This window comes from Rhizobacter sp. AJA081-3 (assembly GCF_017795745.1).
In the GTDB taxonomy this organism is placed as follows: domain Bacteria; phylum Pseudomonadota; class Gammaproteobacteria; order Burkholderiales; family Burkholderiaceae_C; genus Piscinibacter.
This window is the reverse complement of record NZ_CP059067.1, coordinates 2,526,552-2,545,491: the sequence shown is the minus strand read 5'-3', so window position 1 is coordinate 2,545,491 and position 18,940 is coordinate 2,526,552. Positions and strand designations below refer to the sequence as shown.

Annotated in this window: 16 protein-coding genes; 7 read left to right on the top strand and 9 right to left on the bottom strand. The window is 71.7% G+C overall.

What is annotated here, in order from left to right:
* Nucleotides 1-35: 35 nt before the first annotated feature.
* On the top strand, nt 36-773 hold the full coding sequence (gene imuA / locus HZ992_RS12135; RefSeq protein WP_209386880.1) for a translesion DNA synthesis-associated protein ImuA: 738 nt from the start codon (nt 36-38) through the stop codon (nt 771-773).
* Between the two features lie 19 nt (nt 774-792).
* The gene (locus HZ992_RS12130; protein ID WP_209386879.1) at nt 793-2,307 is read left to right on the top strand and encodes a Y-family DNA polymerase; all 1,515 of its coding nucleotides are present in this window, start codon (nt 793-795) and stop codon (nt 2,305-2,307) included.
* Nucleotides 2,308-2,314: 7 nt separating this feature from the next.
* Here the strand turns inward: HZ992_RS12130 and HZ992_RS12125 are convergent, their stop codons facing one another.
* Entirely contained in the window at nt 2,315-3,064 is a 750-nt protein-coding gene (locus tag HZ992_RS12125; protein WP_209387152.1) for a sulfite exporter TauE/SafE family protein, read from the bottom strand.
* Nucleotides 3,065-3,109: 45 nt separating this feature from the next.
* On the opposite strand from HZ992_RS12125, the gene HZ992_RS12120 reads away from it, so the two are divergent.
* The 4 genes from HZ992_RS12120 to aroQ are packed head-to-tail and all read left to right on the top strand — an operon-like array spanning nt 3,110 to nt 7,293.
* Nucleotides 3,110-4,501, top strand: coding sequence for a phosphomannomutase/phosphoglucomutase (locus tag HZ992_RS12120; RefSeq protein WP_209386878.1), 1,392 nt, complete (start codon nt 3,110-3,112; stop codon nt 4,499-4,501).
* Between the two features lie 14 nt (nt 4,502-4,515).
* Nucleotides 4,516-5,502 (top strand): lipopolysaccharide heptosyltransferase I, encoded by a 987-nt coding sequence (gene waaC, locus HZ992_RS12115; RefSeq protein ID WP_209386877.1) that lies wholly within the window; start codon nt 4,516-4,518, stop codon nt 5,500-5,502.
* Nucleotides 5,499-6,821 (top strand): 3-deoxy-D-manno-octulosonic acid transferase, encoded by a 1,323-nt coding sequence (locus HZ992_RS12110; RefSeq protein ID WP_371816811.1) that lies wholly within the window; start codon nt 5,499-5,501, stop codon nt 6,819-6,821. Before waaC ends, HZ992_RS12110 begins: the two co-directional genes overlap by 4 nt.
* 13 nt (nt 6,822-6,834) lie before the next feature.
* On the top strand, nt 6,835-7,293 hold the full coding sequence (gene aroQ / locus HZ992_RS12105; RefSeq protein ID WP_209386876.1) for a type II 3-dehydroquinate dehydratase: 459 nt from the start codon (nt 6,835-6,837) through the stop codon (nt 7,291-7,293).
* A 19-nt stretch (nt 7,294-7,312) separates the two neighbouring features.
* Here aroQ and HZ992_RS12100 read toward each other — a convergent pair whose 3' ends face one another.
* A complete protein-coding gene (locus HZ992_RS12100) occupies nt 7,313-8,518 on the bottom strand; it encodes a DUF1501 domain-containing protein (RefSeq protein ID WP_209386875.1) in 1,206 nt (401 codons plus the stop codon).
* A gap of 19 nt (nt 8,519-8,537) precedes the next feature.
* Complete coding sequence (locus HZ992_RS12095) at nt 8,538-9,941, bottom strand: DUF1800 domain-containing protein (protein ID WP_245213445.1); 1,404 nt, start codon at nt 9,939-9,941, stop codon at nt 8,538-8,540.
* 145 nt (nt 9,942-10,086) lie between these two features.
* On the opposite strand from HZ992_RS12095, the gene HZ992_RS12090 reads away from it, so the two are divergent.
* On the top strand, nt 10,087-11,424 hold the full coding sequence (locus HZ992_RS12090; protein ID WP_209386874.1) for a hypothetical protein: 1,338 nt from the start codon (nt 10,087-10,089) through the stop codon (nt 11,422-11,424).
* A 31-nt stretch (nt 11,425-11,455) separates the two neighbouring features.
* Here HZ992_RS12090 and HZ992_RS12085 read toward each other — a convergent pair whose 3' ends face one another.
* From HZ992_RS12085 to HZ992_RS12060, 6 genes are read right to left on the bottom strand one after another with little or no spacing between them, the layout of a single operon-like run.
* Nucleotides 11,456-12,817 (bottom strand): TolC family outer membrane protein, encoded by a 1,362-nt coding sequence (locus tag HZ992_RS12085; RefSeq protein WP_209386873.1) that lies wholly within the window; start codon nt 12,815-12,817, stop codon nt 11,456-11,458.
* 43 nt (nt 12,818-12,860) lie between these two features.
* A complete protein-coding gene (locus HZ992_RS12080; protein ID WP_209386872.1) occupies nt 12,861-13,190 on the bottom strand; it encodes a rhodanese-like domain-containing protein in 330 nt (109 codons plus the stop codon).
* 2 nt (nt 13,191-13,192) lie between these two features.
* Nucleotides 13,193-13,846: a protein-L-isoaspartate O-methyltransferase family protein gene (locus HZ992_RS12075; protein WP_209386871.1), complete on the bottom strand. Its 654-nt coding sequence runs from the start codon at nt 13,844-13,846 to the stop codon at nt 13,193-13,195.
* A 28-nt stretch (nt 13,847-13,874) separates the two neighbouring features.
* Complete coding sequence (locus tag HZ992_RS12070; protein ID WP_209386870.1) at nt 13,875-17,072, bottom strand: efflux RND transporter permease subunit; 3,198 nt, start codon at nt 17,070-17,072, stop codon at nt 13,875-13,877.
* Nucleotides 17,073-17,090: 18 nt separating this feature from the next.
* The gene (locus tag HZ992_RS12065) at nt 17,091-18,233 is read right to left on the bottom strand and encodes an efflux RND transporter periplasmic adaptor subunit (RefSeq protein ID WP_209386869.1); all 1,143 of its coding nucleotides are present in this window, start codon (nt 18,231-18,233) and stop codon (nt 17,091-17,093) included.
* A complete protein-coding gene (locus tag HZ992_RS12060; protein WP_209386868.1) occupies nt 18,230-18,910 on the bottom strand; it encodes a TetR/AcrR family transcriptional regulator in 681 nt (226 codons plus the stop codon). The genes HZ992_RS12065 and HZ992_RS12060 overlap by 4 nt, the downstream gene beginning before the upstream one ends.
* Nucleotides 18,911-18,940: the final 30 nt, after the last annotated feature.

The following is an 18,940-nucleotide window of genomic DNA, read 5'->3' as shown; positions in this document are numbered from 1 at the left end:
TTGAACTGAATACTGTATAAAAGTACAGTACTCGAATGGACCGCTTGCCCGCCGCACTCGCTTTGCAGGATCTGCATCCTGCGCTGTGGCTCGGCCACCAGCTCGGCCGCCCGCGCGGCGACGGCGTGGCCAGCGGCTTCGCGGCGCTCGATGCGCAGCTGCCCGGTGGCGGCTGGCCGCGCCGCACGCTCACCGAGCTGCTGCTGCCGCACCCCGGCGTGGGCGAGGTGCGCCTGCTCGCGCCCAGCCTCGCGGCGGCACAGCGCGGCGGCCGGCTGGTGATGCTGTTCGACCCGCCGGCGCAGCTCTCGGCCTGGGCGCTCGCGCAGCTCGGCCTGGACGTCGAGCAGCTGCTGGTGGTGCAGACGCGCACCCGCGTCGTGCCCGGCAGCGACAGCCTGTGGGCCTTCGAGCAGGCGCTGCGAAGCGGCCATGTCGGCGCGCTGGTAGCCTGGCTGCCACCGCGCCTGCGCGCCGAGCGGCTGCGCCGCCTGCAGCTCGCCGCGCAGGCGCACGACGGCGCCGCCTTCGTGCTGCGCGAGATGGCCGCCGCGCAGCGGCCGAGCGCCGCGCCGCTGCGCCTGGCACTGAGAGCGGACGGGCCCGACATGCTGGCGCTGCGCGTGCTCAAGCGCCGCGGCCCGCCGCTGGAGTCGCCGATCAGGCTGGCGCTGCCGCCGGTGCTGTCCGACGCGGCGCGGCAGCGCCGCCGCCCCGAGCGCACGCTGCCGGCCCCGGCGCTGTCGGTGGCCACCTTCGTCGACCTCGGCTGATCGGGCATGGACAAGAACCGTGCTCTGGATCGCCCTGCACCTGCCGCTGCTGTCGCTCGAATCGTTCGCCGCCACGCTGGCGGGCGAGCAGGCGCAATCGCCGCTCGCGCTTGTCGATGCGCACCACATCGCCACGGTCAACGCCGCAGCGCGCGCGCTCGGCGTCGAGCCGGGCCAGAAACGCGCCACCGCGCTGGCGCTCGCGCCCGACCTGCTGGTCGGCCAGGCCGATGCGGCGCGTGACGCGGCCGCGCTGACGGCCATCGCCCACGCCGCGCTGGCCTTCACGCCGAGCGTGTGCGTTCAGCCTGCGCACGACCCCTCGCGCGGTGCCGACACCGTGCTGCTCGAGGTGCACGCCAGCCTGCGCTACTTCGGTGGCCATGCGCGGCTGCTGCAGCGGCTGCGCGCGGCGGTCGCGCCGCTGGGCCACCGCGTGCACGCCGCCAGCGCGCCCACGCCGCTGGGCGCCGCGCTGCTGGCACGCGGGCCGCGCCGTGTGCACGCCGGCGAGGTTGCCGAGATGCAGCGCGCGCTCGACGGTACGCCGGTGTGGCTGCTCGGCCCCGGGCGCGAGCACTGGGAGGCGCTGCAGGGCATGGGCCTGGCGACGCTGGCCGACCTGCGCCGGCTGCCGCGCTCCGGCCTGGCGCGGCGCTTCGGGCAGGCGATGCTGGCCGACCTCGACCGGGCCTACGGCGAGCGGGCCGACCCGCGCGTGCCGATCGTGCTGCCGCCGCAGTTCGAGAGCCGGCTGGAGCTGTTCGCCCGCGCCGACAGCACCGAGCAGGTGCTGCACGCCGCAGGCATGCTGCTGGCGCGCCTGGCCGCCTGGCTGGCCGCGCAGCACGCCTTCGTGCGCGGCTTCGTGCTGGCCATGCAGCACGAGCCGCGCTGGCGCAGCGATGCGCAGGTGCCGGCGCAGACCCTGCTGTCCGTCTCGCTGGCCGAGCCCTCGCGCGACGCGGCGCACCTGCAGGTGCTGCTGCGCGAGCGGCTGGCGCAGTTGCAGCTGCCCGCGCCCACGCTCGAGCTGCGCCTGGCGGCGCGCGAGATCGTGCCCGGCGAGGCGCCCAGCGGCGAACTGTTCCCCAGCGCCGCGAGCGAGCGCGAAGGCCTGGTGCGGCTGGTCGAGCGGCTGCAGGCGCGGCTCGGGGCCGAACATGTGCAGCGCCTGCAGGCCGTGCACGACCACCGGCCCGAGTGCGCCAGCGCCACCCGGCCGGTCGACGCGGCGCGCGTGGGCCAGCGCGGCGCCTCGGTGGTGGTGCCGCCCGCGCCGTTGCGGCCGGTGTGGCTGCTCGCGCCGCCCGAGCCGCTGCCCGAGCGCGCCGCCCAGCCTCTGCTGGCGGGGCGCGCGCTGCAGTTGCTGAGTGGCCCGGAGCGCATCGAGGCCGGCTGGTGGGACCACGCCCTGGCCGAGCGCGACTACTTCATCGCCGAGGACGCCGATGGCGCGCTGGTATGGATCTACCGCGCGCGGCTGCCCGGCCGCGAGGCCGCCGGCTGGTTCCTGCACGGCCGCTTCGCGTGAAGAAGGTCTAGCGTCGCAGCAGCACCGGCAAGGCTGCCGAGAGCAGCGCCACGCCGGAGGCGGTGAGCAGCCACAGCACGATGCGCCGGAAGGCGATCTCGCTGATGCCGATGTACAGGCGCATGCCGATCAGCGCCGGCACCAGCATGGCCGGCAGCACCAGCACGATCATCGGCAGCATGTCGCGCGTGACGATGCCGCCGGCCAGGTAGGCGATGAAGGTCACCGTCAGCATCGCCAGGTTGAAGTTCTGGATGATCGCGCGCTGGGTGTCCTTGTCGAAGCCGCGCAGCGTGCACCACAGCGTCGGGATCGCTCCGGTGAAGCCGCCCAGCCCGCCCATCACGCCGCCGGCCACGCCCGAGGCCGCATCGCCGAGGCGGCCGCCACGCTGGATGCGCGGCAGGTGCGGCGCCATCAGCATCAGCGGGCACCAGACGACCAGCAGGCCGCCGAGCAGGGCGCGGAACAGCGGCACGTCCAGCCGCGGCAGCAGCCACAGGCCCAGCGGCAGCCCGGCCAGCCCGCCGGCCACGAAGGGCCACAGGCGCTGCGCATCGAAACCGCGGCGCACCGTCGCGGCGGCCAGCACCTGTCCGGTCAAGGCGCCGAGCACCGCCAGCACGGCGGCCAGGCGCGGCTCCAGCGCCCAGGCCCAGACGGCCATCGCCGTGAGCCCGAAACCGAAGCCCGACAGGCCCTGCACGAAGCCGGCGAGGGCGGCGCCGAAGGCGATGACGAGCAGTGACGTGTCCAGGCGCGGCCTCCCTACAATGCGCCGATTCTCAACCCAGACCCCTCCATGCACGTCGACCCCAGCATCTTCAAGGCCTATGACATCCGCGGCGTGGTCGGCGCGAGCATCGACGAGGTCTTCGCGGAACACCTGGGGCGGGCCTTCGGCAGCGAGGCCCTCGACGCAGGCGAGCGGGCCGTGGCCGTGGGGCGCGACGGCCGCCTGTCCGGCCCCGGCCTGGCCGCCGCCCTGATCCGTGGCCTGGCCTCGACAGGGCTGGACGTGGTCGACCTCGGCGCGGTGACCACGCCGATGCTGTACTACGTGGCGGCCACGCGCGGTGCGCACGGCTGCAGCAGCGGCATTCAGGTCACGGGCAGCCACAACCCGAAGGACTACAACGGCTTCAAGATGGTGCTGGCCGGCAAGGCCATCTACGGCGAGGCTATCCAGGCGCTGCGCCTGCGCATCGAGACGCAGCACTACACACGCGCGCCAGGCCGCTCGGCGGCGATGGACATCGGTGCCGAATACCTCGCGCGCATCGCCGGCGACTGCAAGCTCTCGCGCAAGATGAAGATCGTGGTCGACTCGGGCAACGGCATCCCGGGCGCCTCGGCGCCGGCGATCCTGCGCGCGTTGGGCTGCGAGGTGATCGAGCTGTTCTCCGAGGTCGACGGCGACTTCCCCAACCACCACCCGGACCCGAGCAAGCCGGAGAACCTGGCCGATCTGATCCGCACCGTGAAGTCCTCCGGCGCCGAACTCGGCCTGGCGTTCGACGGCGACGGCGACCGGCTCGGCGTGGTCACCGTCGACGGCCACATCATCTACCCCGACCGCCAGCTGATGCTCTATGCGACCGACATCCTGAAGCGCCGGCCCGGTGGCACGGTGATCTTCGATGTCAAGTGCAGCCAGCGCCTGGCGCCCGCGATCCGCGCGGCCGGCGGCGTGCCGCTGATGTGGAAGACCGGGCACTCGCTGATCAAGGCGAAGATGCGCGAGCTGGACTCGCCGATCTCCGGCGAGATGAGCGGCCACATCTTCTTCGGTGAACGCTGGTACGGCTTCGACGATGCCACCTACACCGCGGCGCGGCTGCTGGAGATCCTGTCGCGTTCGAAGAACCCGAGCCGGGTGCTCGATGCCTTGCCCACCAGCCACAGCACGCCCGAGCTCAACGTGGCCTGCGCCGAAGGCGAGCCCAAGCGCGTCGTGCAGCAGTTGCTCGAGACGGCCAAGTTCCCCGGCGCGCGCGAGGTGATCACCATCGACGGCCTGCGCGTCGAGTACGACGACGGCTTCGGCCTGATCCGCAGTTCCAACACCACGCCGGTGCTGGTGCTGCGCTTCGAGGGCCACACGCCCGAAGCGCTGAAGCGCATCGAGGCCGAGGTGATGGCCGCGCTGCTGGCGGTCAAGCCCGATGCCCGCGTCGCCGCGGCGGCGCACTGAATGCGGTTGCACGCATGAAGGTCCTCATCGTCAAGCTCTCCTCGCTGGGCGACGTGGTGCACGCCATGCCGGCCGTGCAGGACATCCGCGCGGCCCATCCCGACGCGCTGATCGACTGGGTCGTCGAGCCGGCCTTCGCGCCGCTGGTACGCCGCGTGGCGGGCGTGAACCGCGTCATCGAGTGTTCGCTGCGTCGCTGGCGCCGCGGCTGGTGGATGCCCAGCGTGCGCGCCGAGTGGCGCGCCTTCCGCGCGGCACTGCAGCAGGAAAGCTACGACGCCATCATCGACCTGCAGGGCCTGACCAAGTCGGCCCTGGTGGCGCGGCTGGCGCGCGGCACGCGCTTCGGCCTGGGCAACCAGACCGAGGGCTCGAGCTACGAGGCGCCGGCCGGCTGGCTGGTCGACCACGCGATCCGCATGGAGCCGCACATCCACGCGATGGACCGTTCGCGCGCCTTGGTGGCCGCCGTGCTCGGCAAGCCGCCGGAGGGCGCACCGAAGTACGGCCTGAACCCGAAGCAGCGTGTCTTCCGCACCGCCACGCCGACGGTGGCCTTCGTGCACGGCACCTCGCGCGACGACAAGCTCTGGCCCACCGACCACTGGGTTCAGCTGGGCAAGCGCGTCATCGACGCCGGCTGGCGCATCGCGCTGCCGCAGGGCAACGAGATGGAGCAGACGCGCGCCGAGATGATCGCCGCCGGATTGCAGTTCGAGAAGGCCTTCTTTGTCGACGTGTGGCCCTCGCTCGGCCTGGACGCCGTGCTCGACCGCCTCGCGCTCACGCAGGGCGTGATCGGCGTGGACAGCGGCCTGAGCCACATCGCCGTGGCGCTGGACATGCCGCACGTGCAGCTCTACAACTTTCCGACCGCCTGGCGCACTGGCCCGCAGCCGAGCCACGGCCACCGGCACCAGGTGGCGCTGGAGGGGCGGCCGATTCCCACCGTCCAGGCAACCTGGCTGGCCTGGAGCAACGTGCTGGTCGCAGCCTCGTGACGCTGCCGTGGCGCAGCCGCGCCGCCCGATCGCTGTACTCCGCGCTGCTCGTGCTGGCGCAGCCGCTCTACCTGCTGCGCCTGTGGTGGCGCGGCCGCGCTGAGCCCCTGTACCGCGAAGCGATCGGCGAGCGCCTGGGCCACTACCGCGACGCGCCGAGTTCGGGCTGGCTGTGGCTGCATGCCGTCTCGCTCGGCGAGACGCGCGCCGCCGCGGCGCTGATCGTGGCCTTGCGCGAGCGCCGACCCGGCCTGCGCCTGCTGCTCACGCACAGCACGGCCACCGGCCGTGCCGCTGGCCAGGAACTGCTGCGCGAAGGCGACCGGCAGACCTGGCTACCCTTCGACACACCCGGAGCAGTGAAGCGCTTCCTCGCGCAGTTCAGCCCCGCCATCGGCGTGCTGATGGAGACCGAAGTCTGGCCCAACCTGCTGCCGGCCGCGCAGGCGCGCGGCGTCCCGCTGGTGCTGGCCAATGCTCGGCTGAGCGAAAGGAGCCGACGCCGTGGCGAGCGCTTCGACGCCATCCTGCGACCCGCGGTCGAGGCCTTGTCGCTGGCGCTCGCGCAGAGCGAGGCCGATGCGCAGCGCCTGCGCAGCGCCGGTGCGCCAGAGGTGCGCGTGTGCGGCAACCTCAAGTACGACCTGGCGCCAGACGCCACGCTGCTCGCACGCGGGCAGGCATGGCGCGCGGCGCTCGCGCGGCCGGTGCTGCTGTTCGCCGTCTCGCGCGAAGGCGAAGAGGCGCCGCTGCTGGGCGCCTGGACGCGGGTGCGGCGCACGCTGGCATCGCCGCCGCTGCTGGTGATCGTGCCGCGCCATCCGCAGCGCTTCGACGAGGTGGCGGCGCTGATGCGCGCTTCCGGCCTGACGCTCGCTCGGCGCAGCGATTGGGGCGAGTTGCCGGGTGCTGCGGCGCTGGCCGCCGACGCCTGGCTGGGCGACTCGATGCGCGAGATGCCGCTGTACTACGGCCTCGCCCAGGTGGCGTTGCTTGGCGGCAGCTTCGCGCCGCTGGGCGGGCAGAACCTGATCGAGGCCGCCGCCTGCGGCTGCCCGGTGGTGATGGGGCCGCACACCTTCAATTTTGCCGAGGCGGCCGAGTTGGCCGGTGCCGCCGGTGCCGCGACGCGCGTCGAGGGCATCGAGGCCGGCCTCGCTCAGGCGCTGGCCCTGCTGGCCGATGCGCAGCGTCTGGCCGAGGCCTCGCAACGCAGCCGCGCCTTCGCCGCCGAGCACCGTGGCGCCGCCGCTCGCATGGCCGCTCAGGTGGATGCGCTCTGGACTGAGGTACAAACGCGGGTGCCGTCACCGTCCTGACCGCGAGAGCCCCATGCCCACCATCCTCGTCCTCAACGGCCCGAACCTCAACCTGCTCGGCACGCGCGAGCCGGCCACCTACGGCAGCACGACGCTCGCCGACGTCGAGGCGCTTTGTGCGGCCGCCGGCCAGAAGCTCGGCTTCGCGGTCGAGTGCCGGCAGTCCAACCACGAAGGTGTGCTTATCGACGCGCTCCACGAGGCCGGACACGGCTTCAAGGCCGGCAGCGTGGCGGGCGTGGTGTTCAATGCCGGCGCCTACACGCACAGTTCGGTGGCGCTGCACGATGCGATCCGTGCCATCGAGGTGCCGGTGATCGAGGTCCACATCAGCAACGTGCACGCCCGCGAGAGCTTTCGCCACCACTCCTGGCTCTCGCCGGTGGCGGCCGGCATCATCGTCGGCTTCGGCGTCGACGGTTACGTGATGGCCATCGAGGCGCTGGCGCGCAAGGCAGCCGCCAAGGGCTGATCGGACGCGGCGCAAGCCGTCACGCGAGTACCTGCAGCGCACGCACCGCGTCGCTGCCCGGGAACACCTCGGCCTCGAGCTGGCGCCGCGCCACCTGCAGGTGGTCGGCCAGCACGCCCTTGAGCAGCGCGCGCAGGTCGGTGGTGGTGCGCAAGTCGCGGCCCTCGAAACGATCCTTCCGGCCCAGCCCCGGCCAGTCCGCGACCACGCGGCCGCCCTTCACCGGGCCGCCGAGCACGAAGGCGGCCCCGGCGCTGCCGTGATCGGTGCCTTGCGTGCCGTTGACGGCCACCTCGCGGCCGAACTCGGTGGCCACCACGACCACCGTGTCGCGCCAGACGCCGCTTGCGGCCAGGCCTTCGCGCAGCGCGGCCAGGCCGCTGTCGAGCACGCGCAGCGCGTTGGCCGTCGCACCTTGCGGTGCCGCTTCGTTGGCATGCGAGTCCCAGCCGCCGAGCTCGAGCACCGCGGCCCGCGGGCCGCCGGTGTGCGACAGGAACTCGGCCGCACGCTGCGCCAGCGTCACGAAGCCGCCCGGCCGCACACCGCCGGCCATCGATTCCTTCGGTGCGTTCACTTCGGCCATCATGCCGGGGTCGAAGTGCAGGGCCTTGGCGCGCGCGAGCGCATTGGCCAACGCAGGGTCGCTGCCATACAGGCGCTCCAGCCGCGTGACCAGGTCGGCCGATGGGTCCGGCAATATCGAAGGAGCCCAGGTGTCGGCCGTGCCCGGCCCGCGCAGCACCAGTGGCACCGTGGTGGCCAGCGCGATGCCGCGCGACGGCCCGGCGCCGAGCGCGCGGCCCAGCCAGCCGGTGGTGATCTCGAAGGGCCTGTTGCCGCCGGACTCGAGCAGGTTCTGCGCATCGAAGTGCGAGCGCTCGCGGTAGGGCAGGCCGATGGCGTGCAGCACCTGCATCTCGCCGCGGCCGTACATCGCGTGCAGCTGCACGAGATTCGGGTGCAGCGCGAAGGTCGCGTCCAGCGGCAGCGGGGCCGAAGCGTACTGCGCCAGCGAGCCGCGGGCCGCCGCGAGCTCCGGGTCGCCCACGGCGGGCACGGCGTACAGGCCATCCATGCCGCCGCGCAGGATGACGAGCACGAAGCGGCCCTGGCCCGGGGCGGTGGTGGCGGCCAGGCTCAGCGTCGCCGCCGGGCCGAGGCTGGCGGCCGAGAGCGCCGCGCGCAGCAGGCCGCGGCGGCGGGCGTCGAAGGGGGTGTTCATCGGCAGTCCTTTCGCGCGCTCAGCGGCGCTGGAACTCGGGAGACATGAGCAGCAGGGCGAGCGCTTGCGGCCCATCGGCAGCTCGCTCGATCTGCAGCCGCGTGGCCTCGGTCAACCGTGGCCCGAGGCTGCGAACGGCGAGCGCGCGCGCATCGAGCTGACGGCCGAGGCGGTCGCCCACGCGCGTGGCCCACTCGATGCGCTTCCACACCGCCTCGGGCCCCAGCCACTCTTCGGCGCGGTCGGGCCAGCCGGCGGGCGAGGGCGCGCTGTGCGTTCGCTGGCCCAGCACGGTGCTGCCGGCGGCGAGCATCTGCGGCAGGGGGCCGCTCTCCTGCATGCGCGCTCCGAGCGACAGCAGGCGCACGCTGGAGACAACGAACTCCTCCGGCGTCTTCAGCTTCGCCGGTGTCTCGCCCCAGGCCTCGGCGCTGTCGATCAGCTCGCGGTACAGCTCGGCGAGTTGCCCGCCGCTGCGCCGGTAGCGCGCGGCCAGCCGGTCGACCAGCGCCGGCGGTGGATCGTCGGCGACCATGTGGCGGGCCAGCTTGGTGGCGATGAACCGGGCGGTGGACGGGTGCTGCGCCAGATCGGAGAGCACGGCGCGCAGCGCCTCGGGGCCCTCCGGGTGGGTCCGGCCCAACAGTGTCTTGCGGCCTGGCTCGTGCCAGGCGCGATCGAACGGAGGTGCGTCGCCCGGACCCTGCTGCGCGACACGCCAGCCGGTCAGCACGGCGGCGAAGGCGGTCACGTCGGCCTGCGAGTAGCCGCCGTTCACACCCAGGGTGTGCAGCTCCAGCACCTCGCGCGCGAGATTCTCGTTCAGGCCGGTGACGCGCGGGCCTTCCTGCATCGCCTGGGCACGCCGCGCCGCCACCGAGACCGCGCGTGAATGCGGCCCGGCCGACTGCTGGTTGTCGAGGTAGCGCAGCATCGCCGGGTGCGTGGTCGAGGCCCACAGCAGCTGCTCGAAGCTGCCGGCGATGTGCGGCCGGATCGCGTCGCGCTCGAAGGCGCCCACCAGGCCGCGCGTGCTGCCCTTGGCGAGCGACACGGTGAAGTGATTGGCCCAGAACCACTGCAGCCGCTCGGCGAACGGCCGCGTGGTGGCCGCTGCCGTGAGCAGGCGCGAACGGGCATCGGCGAGGATCACCGCGCGGTAACCCTCGGTCGCCTTCTCGTCGACCGGCTTCTCGCCCGGCGCTGCCCGGCGCGCCTCGCGGCGCGCACGCGTTTCGTCGCGCACATGCTGCACCGCCTGTGCGGTCGACAGCAGGCCCTCGCCGCGTGCCGGGTCGGCCGGACCGATCTGGGCCAGCAGCCAGCCTCGCGGATCGGCGCCCGGCGTGCCCAGATCGGCCTCGCCCAGGCCGAAACGGTGCGCGGCGATCGCGGCGGTCTGCAAGGAGGCGGGTGCAGCCATGGGGGATGTCCGGGTGAGGTGAGCAAGGCTGGCGCCGCAGCGTCAAGGCCGGGTGTGCGGGTGGTCAAGAAACGTTGCTGGAGCGAGGTTCGCCGACCGCGCGGCGGCACGTCGTTCGTGGCACGATGGCGTCCTGGAGATTGACATGACGGGTGACGCGCTCTGGTGGCTGGTGATGGTGCTCGCGGTGGTCTGCACCGTGCTGGCCGTCCTGCTGCTGCGCAAACCGCGTGGCGGGCCCCTCGGGCCGGGTGAGGGGGTGCCGGACGCGGCGGCCGTGCCGGCCCGACAGGGTGCCGCGAAATCGGCTGCAGCATCGGCAGGCACCGCCTCGACGGCCAACGTGCTGGCACCGCAACCGGCCGCCGGCGCGCCGCTGAGCAACCCGGTCGCTGCGCTGGTGGCGCCGCCGGCCGTGAAGCCGCCCACCACGCTGGTGGCGGCACGGGCGCGGCGCTACGAGTTGCGTGATGGTGCGCCGGAGCCGGTGCTGACCCTGGAGCGCACCTGCGCCTCCGCCTGGGAGCACGCGCCGGCGGTCCACTGCACGCCGATGCAACGCGAGACCCTGGCCGCGGCGCTCGCTCATGCGTCCTTGCTGGCGCCGGCCGTGCCGCCGTCCGAGTCCGATCTCTACTGCCTGAGGCTGCGTGCCGGCGCGGCGCTGGCGCTGGCCCGTGGCGAGATCGCCTCGGCGCCAGGAGGCACGCTGCGCGCCCAGCCGGCACAGTCGCTCGACTCCGCGCGCGCCGCGCCGCTGGCGGCGATCGTGCTGGCGCTGCGCTGCACGCCGGTCTACCTGCGCTCGCTGCGCTCTCGGGTGAGTTCGATCCAGGCCGATGCGGCCATGATCCTGAAGCGCCCGGCGCCGGGCGACGACCGCTTCAAGGCCTTGCTGCAGGATCTCACCCGCTACCTGCGCGAGGTGGAGGAAAACCATGCCGGCGTGATCCGCAAGCCGGTGTTCGTGGCCCGCGTGGCCGACTTCTGCGTTCAGGCCGAGGCGTCATGGCGTGCGGCGATCGACGCCGTCGGCGCCCTGCGCGGCCGATTGCAGTCGCAGCTCGCCCTCGAGCCCTTCGACGCGGGCGCCGCGGCCGACTGGGCTGCGTTGTGGCAGGAGTACGAGTCTCGCAGGCGGCTGGCGCGCTGCGCCGCGCGCATGCTGGCCGGCTGGCACGCGCTGCGCCTGTCGCTGGGCGAGGCCGCCCCTTCGGCGTCGGCGGTGCTGCGCGGCGCGATGGACAGCCTGCGCGCCGCCGTCGAGGCCGACGCGGCGCTGGGCCGTGCGCTTCAGGCGAGGGCGCTCGGCCTGGCCGCACCGCTCGACAAGGAGCCGGCACAGCTCGCGCTGGGCGAACTGCTGCACACGGCGCAGGCGATCGATGCCGGTTTCGCCGGTGAGCCCGAACTGCGACTGCTGTTGCGCCTGGACGCGCTCGGCCGAATAGCCGACGTTCGCGGCCCGCTGGCCGCCGACTGACGGCCGGATCGAACGGCGAACCGGGTGGCGCTCAGCGCGCCAGCAACTGGTTCAGCGCCGCCACGTCTTCGGGCTTGAGCTGGCCGGCCGCCTGGCGCAGGCGCAGGCTGCCCAGCAACACGTCGTAGCGCGCCCTGGCGAGATCGCGCTTGGTGCTGAACAGCTGGGTCTGCGCGTTCAGCACGTCCAGGTTGACGCGCACGCCGACCTTGTAGCCGAGCTGCGTGGCTTCCAGCGCGAGCTGGCTCGACGATTCGGCGGCCTCCAGCGCCTTCACCTGTGCGAGGCCGGACTGCACGCCGTAGAAGGCTTGGCGCGTGCCCTGGGCCACGCCGCGGCGCGCAGCGTCGAGATCGTTGCGCGACTTCTCTTCCAGTGCCAGCGTCTCCTTGATGCGGTTCTGGATCGCGTAGCCGGCGAACAGCGGCATGTTCAACGTGACGCCGATGCTCGTGTTGGTGGAGTTGCCCGAGCTGTTGAACGAGAAGGGCGGCGCGGCGAGGTCGCCGCTGGTCGACACGCGGCCCTTGCCGATGCTGCCGTTCAGCGCCACCGTGGGCAGATTGCCGGCGCGGGCCTTCTCGGTCTCCAGGCGGGCCACGTCCAGGCCGAGCGCGGCCCGGCGCACCGTCGGGTGCTCGGCATCGGCTCGCAGCACCCATTCGTCGACCGCCGGCGGCTGCACCGGCGGCAGCACCACCGGCACGGCCAGACCCTTGGGCGCGACGTTGCTGCGTCCGACCAGCGTGTCCAGCGCGATGCCCTTGGTGCGCAGGTCGTTCTCGGCGGCGATCTCCTGCGCGGTGGCGAGGTCGAAGCGGGCCTGCGCCTCGCGCGTGTCGGTGATCGTCGCCGTGCCGACCTCGAAATTCCGCTTGGCCGAGGCGAGCTGCTCGCTGATGAATGTCTTGTTGGAGCGCGTGGTGCCCAGCGTGTCCTGCGCCGCCAGCACGTCGAAATAGGCCTGCGCCACGCGCACGATCAGGTCCTGCTCGGCCGCCTCGAATTCGGCGCGCGAGACCGACAGCGACTTGTCGGCCTGGTCGATGGTGGCGCTGTTGGCGCGGTTGAAGAGGCTCTGCGAGCCGCTGATCCCTGCGCTGACCGAGTTGGTGTCGGCGTTCAGCGTGCTGGAGTAGGGCGTGTCGCTGCTCGATCGCGTGGCCGCGACCTGCAGGCCGACCGAAGGCCGGTTCAGTGCCTTGGCCTGCTCGGCGCGATACTGGGCCGAGTCGAGCAGCGCACGCGAGGCCTGGAAGCTGGCGTCGTAGCCGCGCGCCGCTTCGTACAGCTCCTGCAGGCTCTGCGCGCGCGCACCGCCCGTGAAGACGAGGGCCAGGGCGAGCGCCAGGGCGGCAGGGGCGAAGGGCAGGCGGGAACGCTCGACGGACATGTTGGATCCTCTGGGGAATGGCTCTGGAACGCGTGGACGACGATCAATAGCGCGGCACCGCCGGGTCGACCTTGGTCGACCAGGCATCGATGCCGCCAGCGAGGTTGTAGACCGAGTCGTAGCCCGATCGCTCGAGGAATGCGACGACCTGCGCCGATCGCACCCCGTGATGACAGATACAGAGGATGGGCTGCGCCGGATCGAGTTCCGCCAGTCGCTGCGGCACTTCGTTCATCGGCAGGTTCAGCGTGGCTGCGCCGTCCACGCGAATGGCCGCCAGGCCGAACTCCCACGGCTCGCGCACGTCGAGCAGCAGCGCCGGGGCGGCCTCGCCGATCCAGCGTTTCACCTCGGTGACGGCGATCTGCTTCATGTTCAGAAAGTGAAGCGCGCGGGTTCCTCGAAACCCTGCAGGCGCTGCGCCACGGTGTCGAACAGTTCGACGCTGGCGAATGCATGCTCGCCGCTGCGGGTGACCAGCGTCGCGCGCATCATCGGCTGCTGGCCGACGATGGCGATCAGCCGGCCGCCCACCTTGAGCTGGCCGAGCAGGCCCTGCGGCACCTCGGCCACCGAGCCCGACAGCACGATGGCGTCGAACGGCGCTTCGGCCGCCAGGCCGCGCGAGCCGTCGGCCTGGCGCACGGTGGCGTTGACGATGGACGCGCGCTTCAGGTTGTCGGCTGCCATCTTGGCCAGCTCCGGCAGGAGCTCCAGCGTGGTGACATGCTGCGCGCGGTGGGCCAGCAAGGCGGCCATGTAGCCCGAACCGGCGCCCACCTCGAGCACGCGCTCGTGCTTGTGCACATTCAGCTCCTGCAGCAGGCGCGCCTCGACGCGCGGCGCGAGCATGCATTGGCCGCCGGGCAGCGGCACCTCGGTGTCGACGAAGGCCATGGCGCGGTAGGCGGCGGGCACGAAATCCTCGCGCTTGACCACGGTCAGCAGCGAGAGCACGGCGGGGTCGAGCACCTCCCAGGGGCGGATCTGCTGCTCGATCATGTTGAAGCGGGCTTGTTCGATGTTCATGGTGGAGTCCTCCGGGTAACCCCTGATTTTATTCTGCTGGTGCCATGCCGGCGGCTTGACCTGTCGCAGGCGGGCGCGGCAGCAGCTTGCGTTTGAGCCAGTTCGACAGGTCGTCCAGGTAGCAGTAGATGACCGGCACCACCACCAGCGTGAGCAGCGACGAGGTGATCACGCCGCCGATCACCGCCTGGCCCATCGGTGCGCGCTGCTCGGAGCCTTCGGTCAGCGCGAAGGCCAGCGGCACCATGCCGAAGACCATCGCCAGCGTCGTCATCAGGATCGGCCGCAGCCGCACCTGCGCGGCGTGCAGCAGGGCTTCCTCGCGGCCCATCGGCGCGACGTCGTGGTCGAGCCCGTGCTCGCCGGTGTGCTCGCCGCGCCGCGAGCGGATCGCGAAGTCGATCAGCAGGATGGCGTTCTTCGTCACCAGGCCCATCAGCATGACGATGCCGATGATCGAGAACATGTTCAGCGTCGAGCGGAACATCAGCAGCGCCAGCACCACGCCGATCAGCGTCAGCGGCAGCGAGCTCATCAGCGCCAGCGGCTGCAGGAAGCTGCGGAACTGGCTGGCCAGGATCATGTAGATGAACACCACCGCCAGTCCCAGCGCACCCACGGCGTAGGTGAAGGACTCGTTCATGTTTTTGGTCGAGCCGCCGAACACGTAGCGGTAGCCCGGAGGCCAGGCGACGCCGTCGAGCAGCTTCTTGATGTCGGCCGACACGTCGCCCGAACTGCGGCCCAGCGCATTGGCGTCGATGTTGATCTCGCGGTTCAGGTCGCGGCGGTTGATCTGGTTCGGCCCGGTGGAGGGCGTGATGTCGGCCACCTGCGACAGCCGCACGACGCGCGGCGAGCCGTCGGCGGCGGCGGCGACGGTGATCGGCAGGCGCTGCAGGTCGCCCAGGGCGTCGCGGCCGGCCGGCGTGAGGCGCACGTTGACGTCGTAGTTCTCGCCATCCGGGGCGCGCCAGTTGCCCACCGTGGTGCCGGCCACCAGCGTGCGCAGCGTGCCGGCCAGTGCATTGACGTTCAGGCCGGCGTCGGTGGCGGCGTCGCGCTTGACCTCGATGGCCACCGTCGGCTTGTCGGGCTTGAGCGTGCTGTCCAGGTCCACCAGGCCGGGGATCTCGCGCATCTTCGCGGTGATGGTCTGCGACAGGCGCGCCAGCTCGGCCAGGTCGGTGCCCTGGATGGAGAACTGCAGGCTCTTGCTGCCGCCCAGGTCGGTCTGGCCAATGTTGGTGACGGTGATGCCGGGGATGCGCGCGAGCCGCTCGCGCAGCGGCAGCACCATCTGGTTGACGCTGCGCTGGCGGTCCTTGCGATCGACCAGGCGCACGTAGGTGGAGCCGTAGATCTTGCCGGCGGCGAAGCCGCTGTTGATCGTGGTGACGGTGTAGCGCACTTCGGGCAGTTCGCGCAGCGCCGCATCGACCTGCTTGGCGCGCATCTCGGTGACTTCGAGCGACGAACCCACCGGCGTGTAGAAGTTGACCTGCGTCTCGGAGAAGTCGGCCTTGGGCACGAACTCCGCGCCAAGCAGCGGGATGATGAAGAAGCTGCCCGCGAAGGTGACGAAGGCGAGCAACAGCGTCGTGAGCTTGTGCTTCAGCGACCAGCGCAGGATGTGCTGGTAGGCGTCCGACAGCCATTGCGTGAGGCGGTCGAACTGCAGCGTGACGCGGCCGATCGTGCGGTCGTACAGCGTCACCGGCGGTCCGCGGTGCACGCCGTGCGCCTGCGGGTCGTTCCAGATGCTGGAGAGCATCGGGTCGAGCGTGAAGCTGACGAACATCGAGATCAGCACGGCCGCCACGATGGTCAGGCCGAACTCGTGGAAGAACTTGCCGACGATGCCGCCCATGAAGCCGATGGGCAGGAACACCGCCACGATCGACAACGTGGTGGCCAGCACCGCCAGGCCGATCTCGGCCGTGCCGTCCAGCGCCGCCTGGTGCGCGGACTTGCCCATCTGCACGTGGCGCACGATGTTCTCGCGCACCACGATCGCGTCGTCGATCAGCAGGCCCACGCACAGGCTCAGCGCCATCATCGTGATGCCGTTGATCGTGAAGCCGAACAGGTACATGAACAGGAAGGTGCCGATCAGCGCGATCGGCAGCGTCAGGCCGGTGATGACGGTGGAGCGCCAGCTGTTCAGGAACAGGAAGACGATCAGCACCGTGAGCGCCGCGCCCTCGATCAGCGTGCGCTGCACGTTGGCCACCGAGACGCGGATCGAACGCGAGTTGTCGCGGTTGACCTCGACCTTCACGCCCGGCGGCGTCAGCGCCTTGGCGTCGTCGAGCGCCTTCATCAGCCCGTCGACCACGGCGATGGTGTTCTCGCCCTGCGACTTCAGCACCGACAGCAGCACGGTGCGCTGGCCGTTGTACAGCGCCAGGCTCTCGACTTCCTGCGGCCCGTCGGTCACGTCCGCCACCTGCCACAGCTTGACCGGGTTGCCGTTGCGGCGGGCCACGACGATCTCGCGGAAATCCTCCGGCCGCTTGAGCCGCGCGTTGATCTGCACCACGCGCTCCTGATCGGCCGAGCGGATCGCGCCCATCGGCAGTTCCTGGTTCTCGCTCTTCACCGCGGCGACGATCTGGTCGACGCCGATGCCGAAGGCCTCCAGGGCGGCAGGCTTCACGTACAGGTTGATCTGCCGCTGCAGGCCGCCGACCACGCTGACCGAGCCGACGCCGCGCACGTTCTCCAGCTTCTTCTGCAGCACCTGCTGCGCCCAGGTGGTCAGCTCCTGCGGCGACTTCTTGCCGTCGGCCGACAGGATCGCCACGTTGAACACCGGCTGGCTGGCCGGATCGAAGCGCGAGATGCGCGGCTCCTTGACCTCGTCGCGCAGCAGCGGGCGGATCAGCGCCACCTTCTCGCGCACGTCCTCGGCGGCCTTGCGCCCGTCGATGTCGAGGTTGAATTCGACGATCACCACCGAACTGCCTTCGTAGGAGCGCGAGTACAGCGTGCTGATGCCGGCGACGGTGTTGACCGCCTCCTCGACCTTCTTGGTGACCTCGGACTCGACGATCTCCGGCGAGGCGCCGGGGTAGTCCATCTGCACCACCACGGTGGGGAAGTCGATGTTCGGGAACTGGTCGACCGCCAGGCGCTGGTAGCTGAACAGACCCAGCACCACGAAGGCGAGCATGACCATCACGGCCATCACCGGGTTGCCGATCGAGATGCGGGTGAACCACATGCTGCGTTCGCCCCGGCTTCAGCGGGCGGCCGAGACGGCGGCCGGGCCGACCAGGCGCACCGGCGTGCCGTCGCGCACCGAGCCGGCTGTGCCGGTGAGCACCGTGGCGCCTTCGGACAGTCCGCCGGCGATGGCCACCCAGGGCTGGCCGCCGACATCGCCTCGGGCGCCGAGCGTCACCGTCTTCAGCACCGCCTTGCCGTCCTGTACCTGCAGCACGTAGGGCTGCGACAGGTCGGTGCGCACGGCGGCCAGCGGCACCGCCAGCACCTGGCTCTGCGACACCGCGATGCGCCCGCGCGCGAACAGGCCCTGGCGCAGCGCCGGGTTCGCGTCGATGGCGAGGTAGACCAGGACCGAGCGGCTGCCCGTCTGCGCACTCGGGTTGATGCGGGCGATGCGGGCGTTGACCGGTTCGATCAGGCCGTCGACCTGCAGCGCAGCGGTCTGGCCCAGCGCCAGCGCCACCACGTCTTCAGGCGCCACGGCGGCTTCGAGCTCGAGCCGCGACAGGTCGACGATCTCGACGATGCGGGCATCCACCGCGACACGCTCGCCCGGCTGCGCCAGGCGCTGCGAGACGAGGCCGGAAATCGGCGCGACCAGCGTGCCGTCGGCGCGGGCCTTGCGCGCCAGCTCCACCGCGGCCATCGCGGCCAGATGGTTGGCCTGCGCTGCGGCCTCGTTGGAGACCGAGGTCTCCAGCCCGGTCGGCGAGATGAAGCCCTGCGCGACCAGTGCGCGGTTGTTCTCCAGCGTGCGCCTGGCGATGTCGAGCTGGGCGCGCGCCGACGAAGCGGTCTGCTCGGCCTGGCGCAGCCGCCAGTCGAGCTCGGTGGTGTCGAGCTGGCCCAGCACCTGGCCGGCCTTGACGCGGTCGCCTTCACGGACGGTGAGGGTGCGCAACTCGGCGGCGACCTTGGCCTTGACCAGCGCGCTGTTCACTGCCTTCAGGCCGCCCGACACCTCCAGCGTGCGGCCCAGCGCCACGGTGCGCGCCACCACCACGTCGGACGGAGCCAGGTCGAGCGCCAGCGTCGAGCGGGCCGAGGGGGCAGCCGCGGCCTGCTCGGCCTTGCGCGCCAGCAGCGCGCGGGCGACCAGCGCGCTGATGAGCAGCAGCACCAGCAGCGGGATGATCCATTTCAGGTGCCGCTTCATGCGCGGCTCCGCGTTGCGTCGGCCGCGTCGGAGCGCAGTCCGTGCAGCACCAGCTGCACGTGCTGGCGGATGAAGGCATGCGGCTCGACCATCTCTACCGCCGGCGCGCAGGCGCCAAGCGAATGTTTGTGCAGGCAGAGCATGACCATCGGGAAGACCAGCGACAGCACCGCCGAGGGCACGTCGATCGGGCGGAATTCGCCTCTTGCGACGCCACGCCCGAGGATGCTGCCGACCAGCTGCGTGGCCGGCTCCACCACCTCGTGGCGATAGAAGTCGGCGATTTCCGGAAAGTTGCGCACCTCGGTGATGACCAGCTTGAACACCGCGGAGGTGGGGCTGTCGAACACCCGGCTCCACCACTGCGTGAACACCTCGGTGAGCAACGAGGCGCTGGAGCCTTCGTACTGGGCCGAGTACTCCGCCACCGCCGCGATCTCGCTGGACAGGCGCTGGCTGATGACCGCCTTGAGCAGCTCTTCCTTGCTCGGGTAGTAGAGGTACAGCGTGCCCTTGGCCACGCCGGCACGCGCCGCCACCTCTTCGGAGCGTGTGGCCGCGAAACCCTTCTCGGCGAACAGCTCGAGCGCCGCGTCGATCAGCTCCTGCGGGCGGGCCTCCTTGCGGCGCTGTCGCGGGGCATGGGGCGGGGCGGTGGCGAGACTGGGAATCGACATAATGACTGACCGGTCAGTAATGTACCGGCC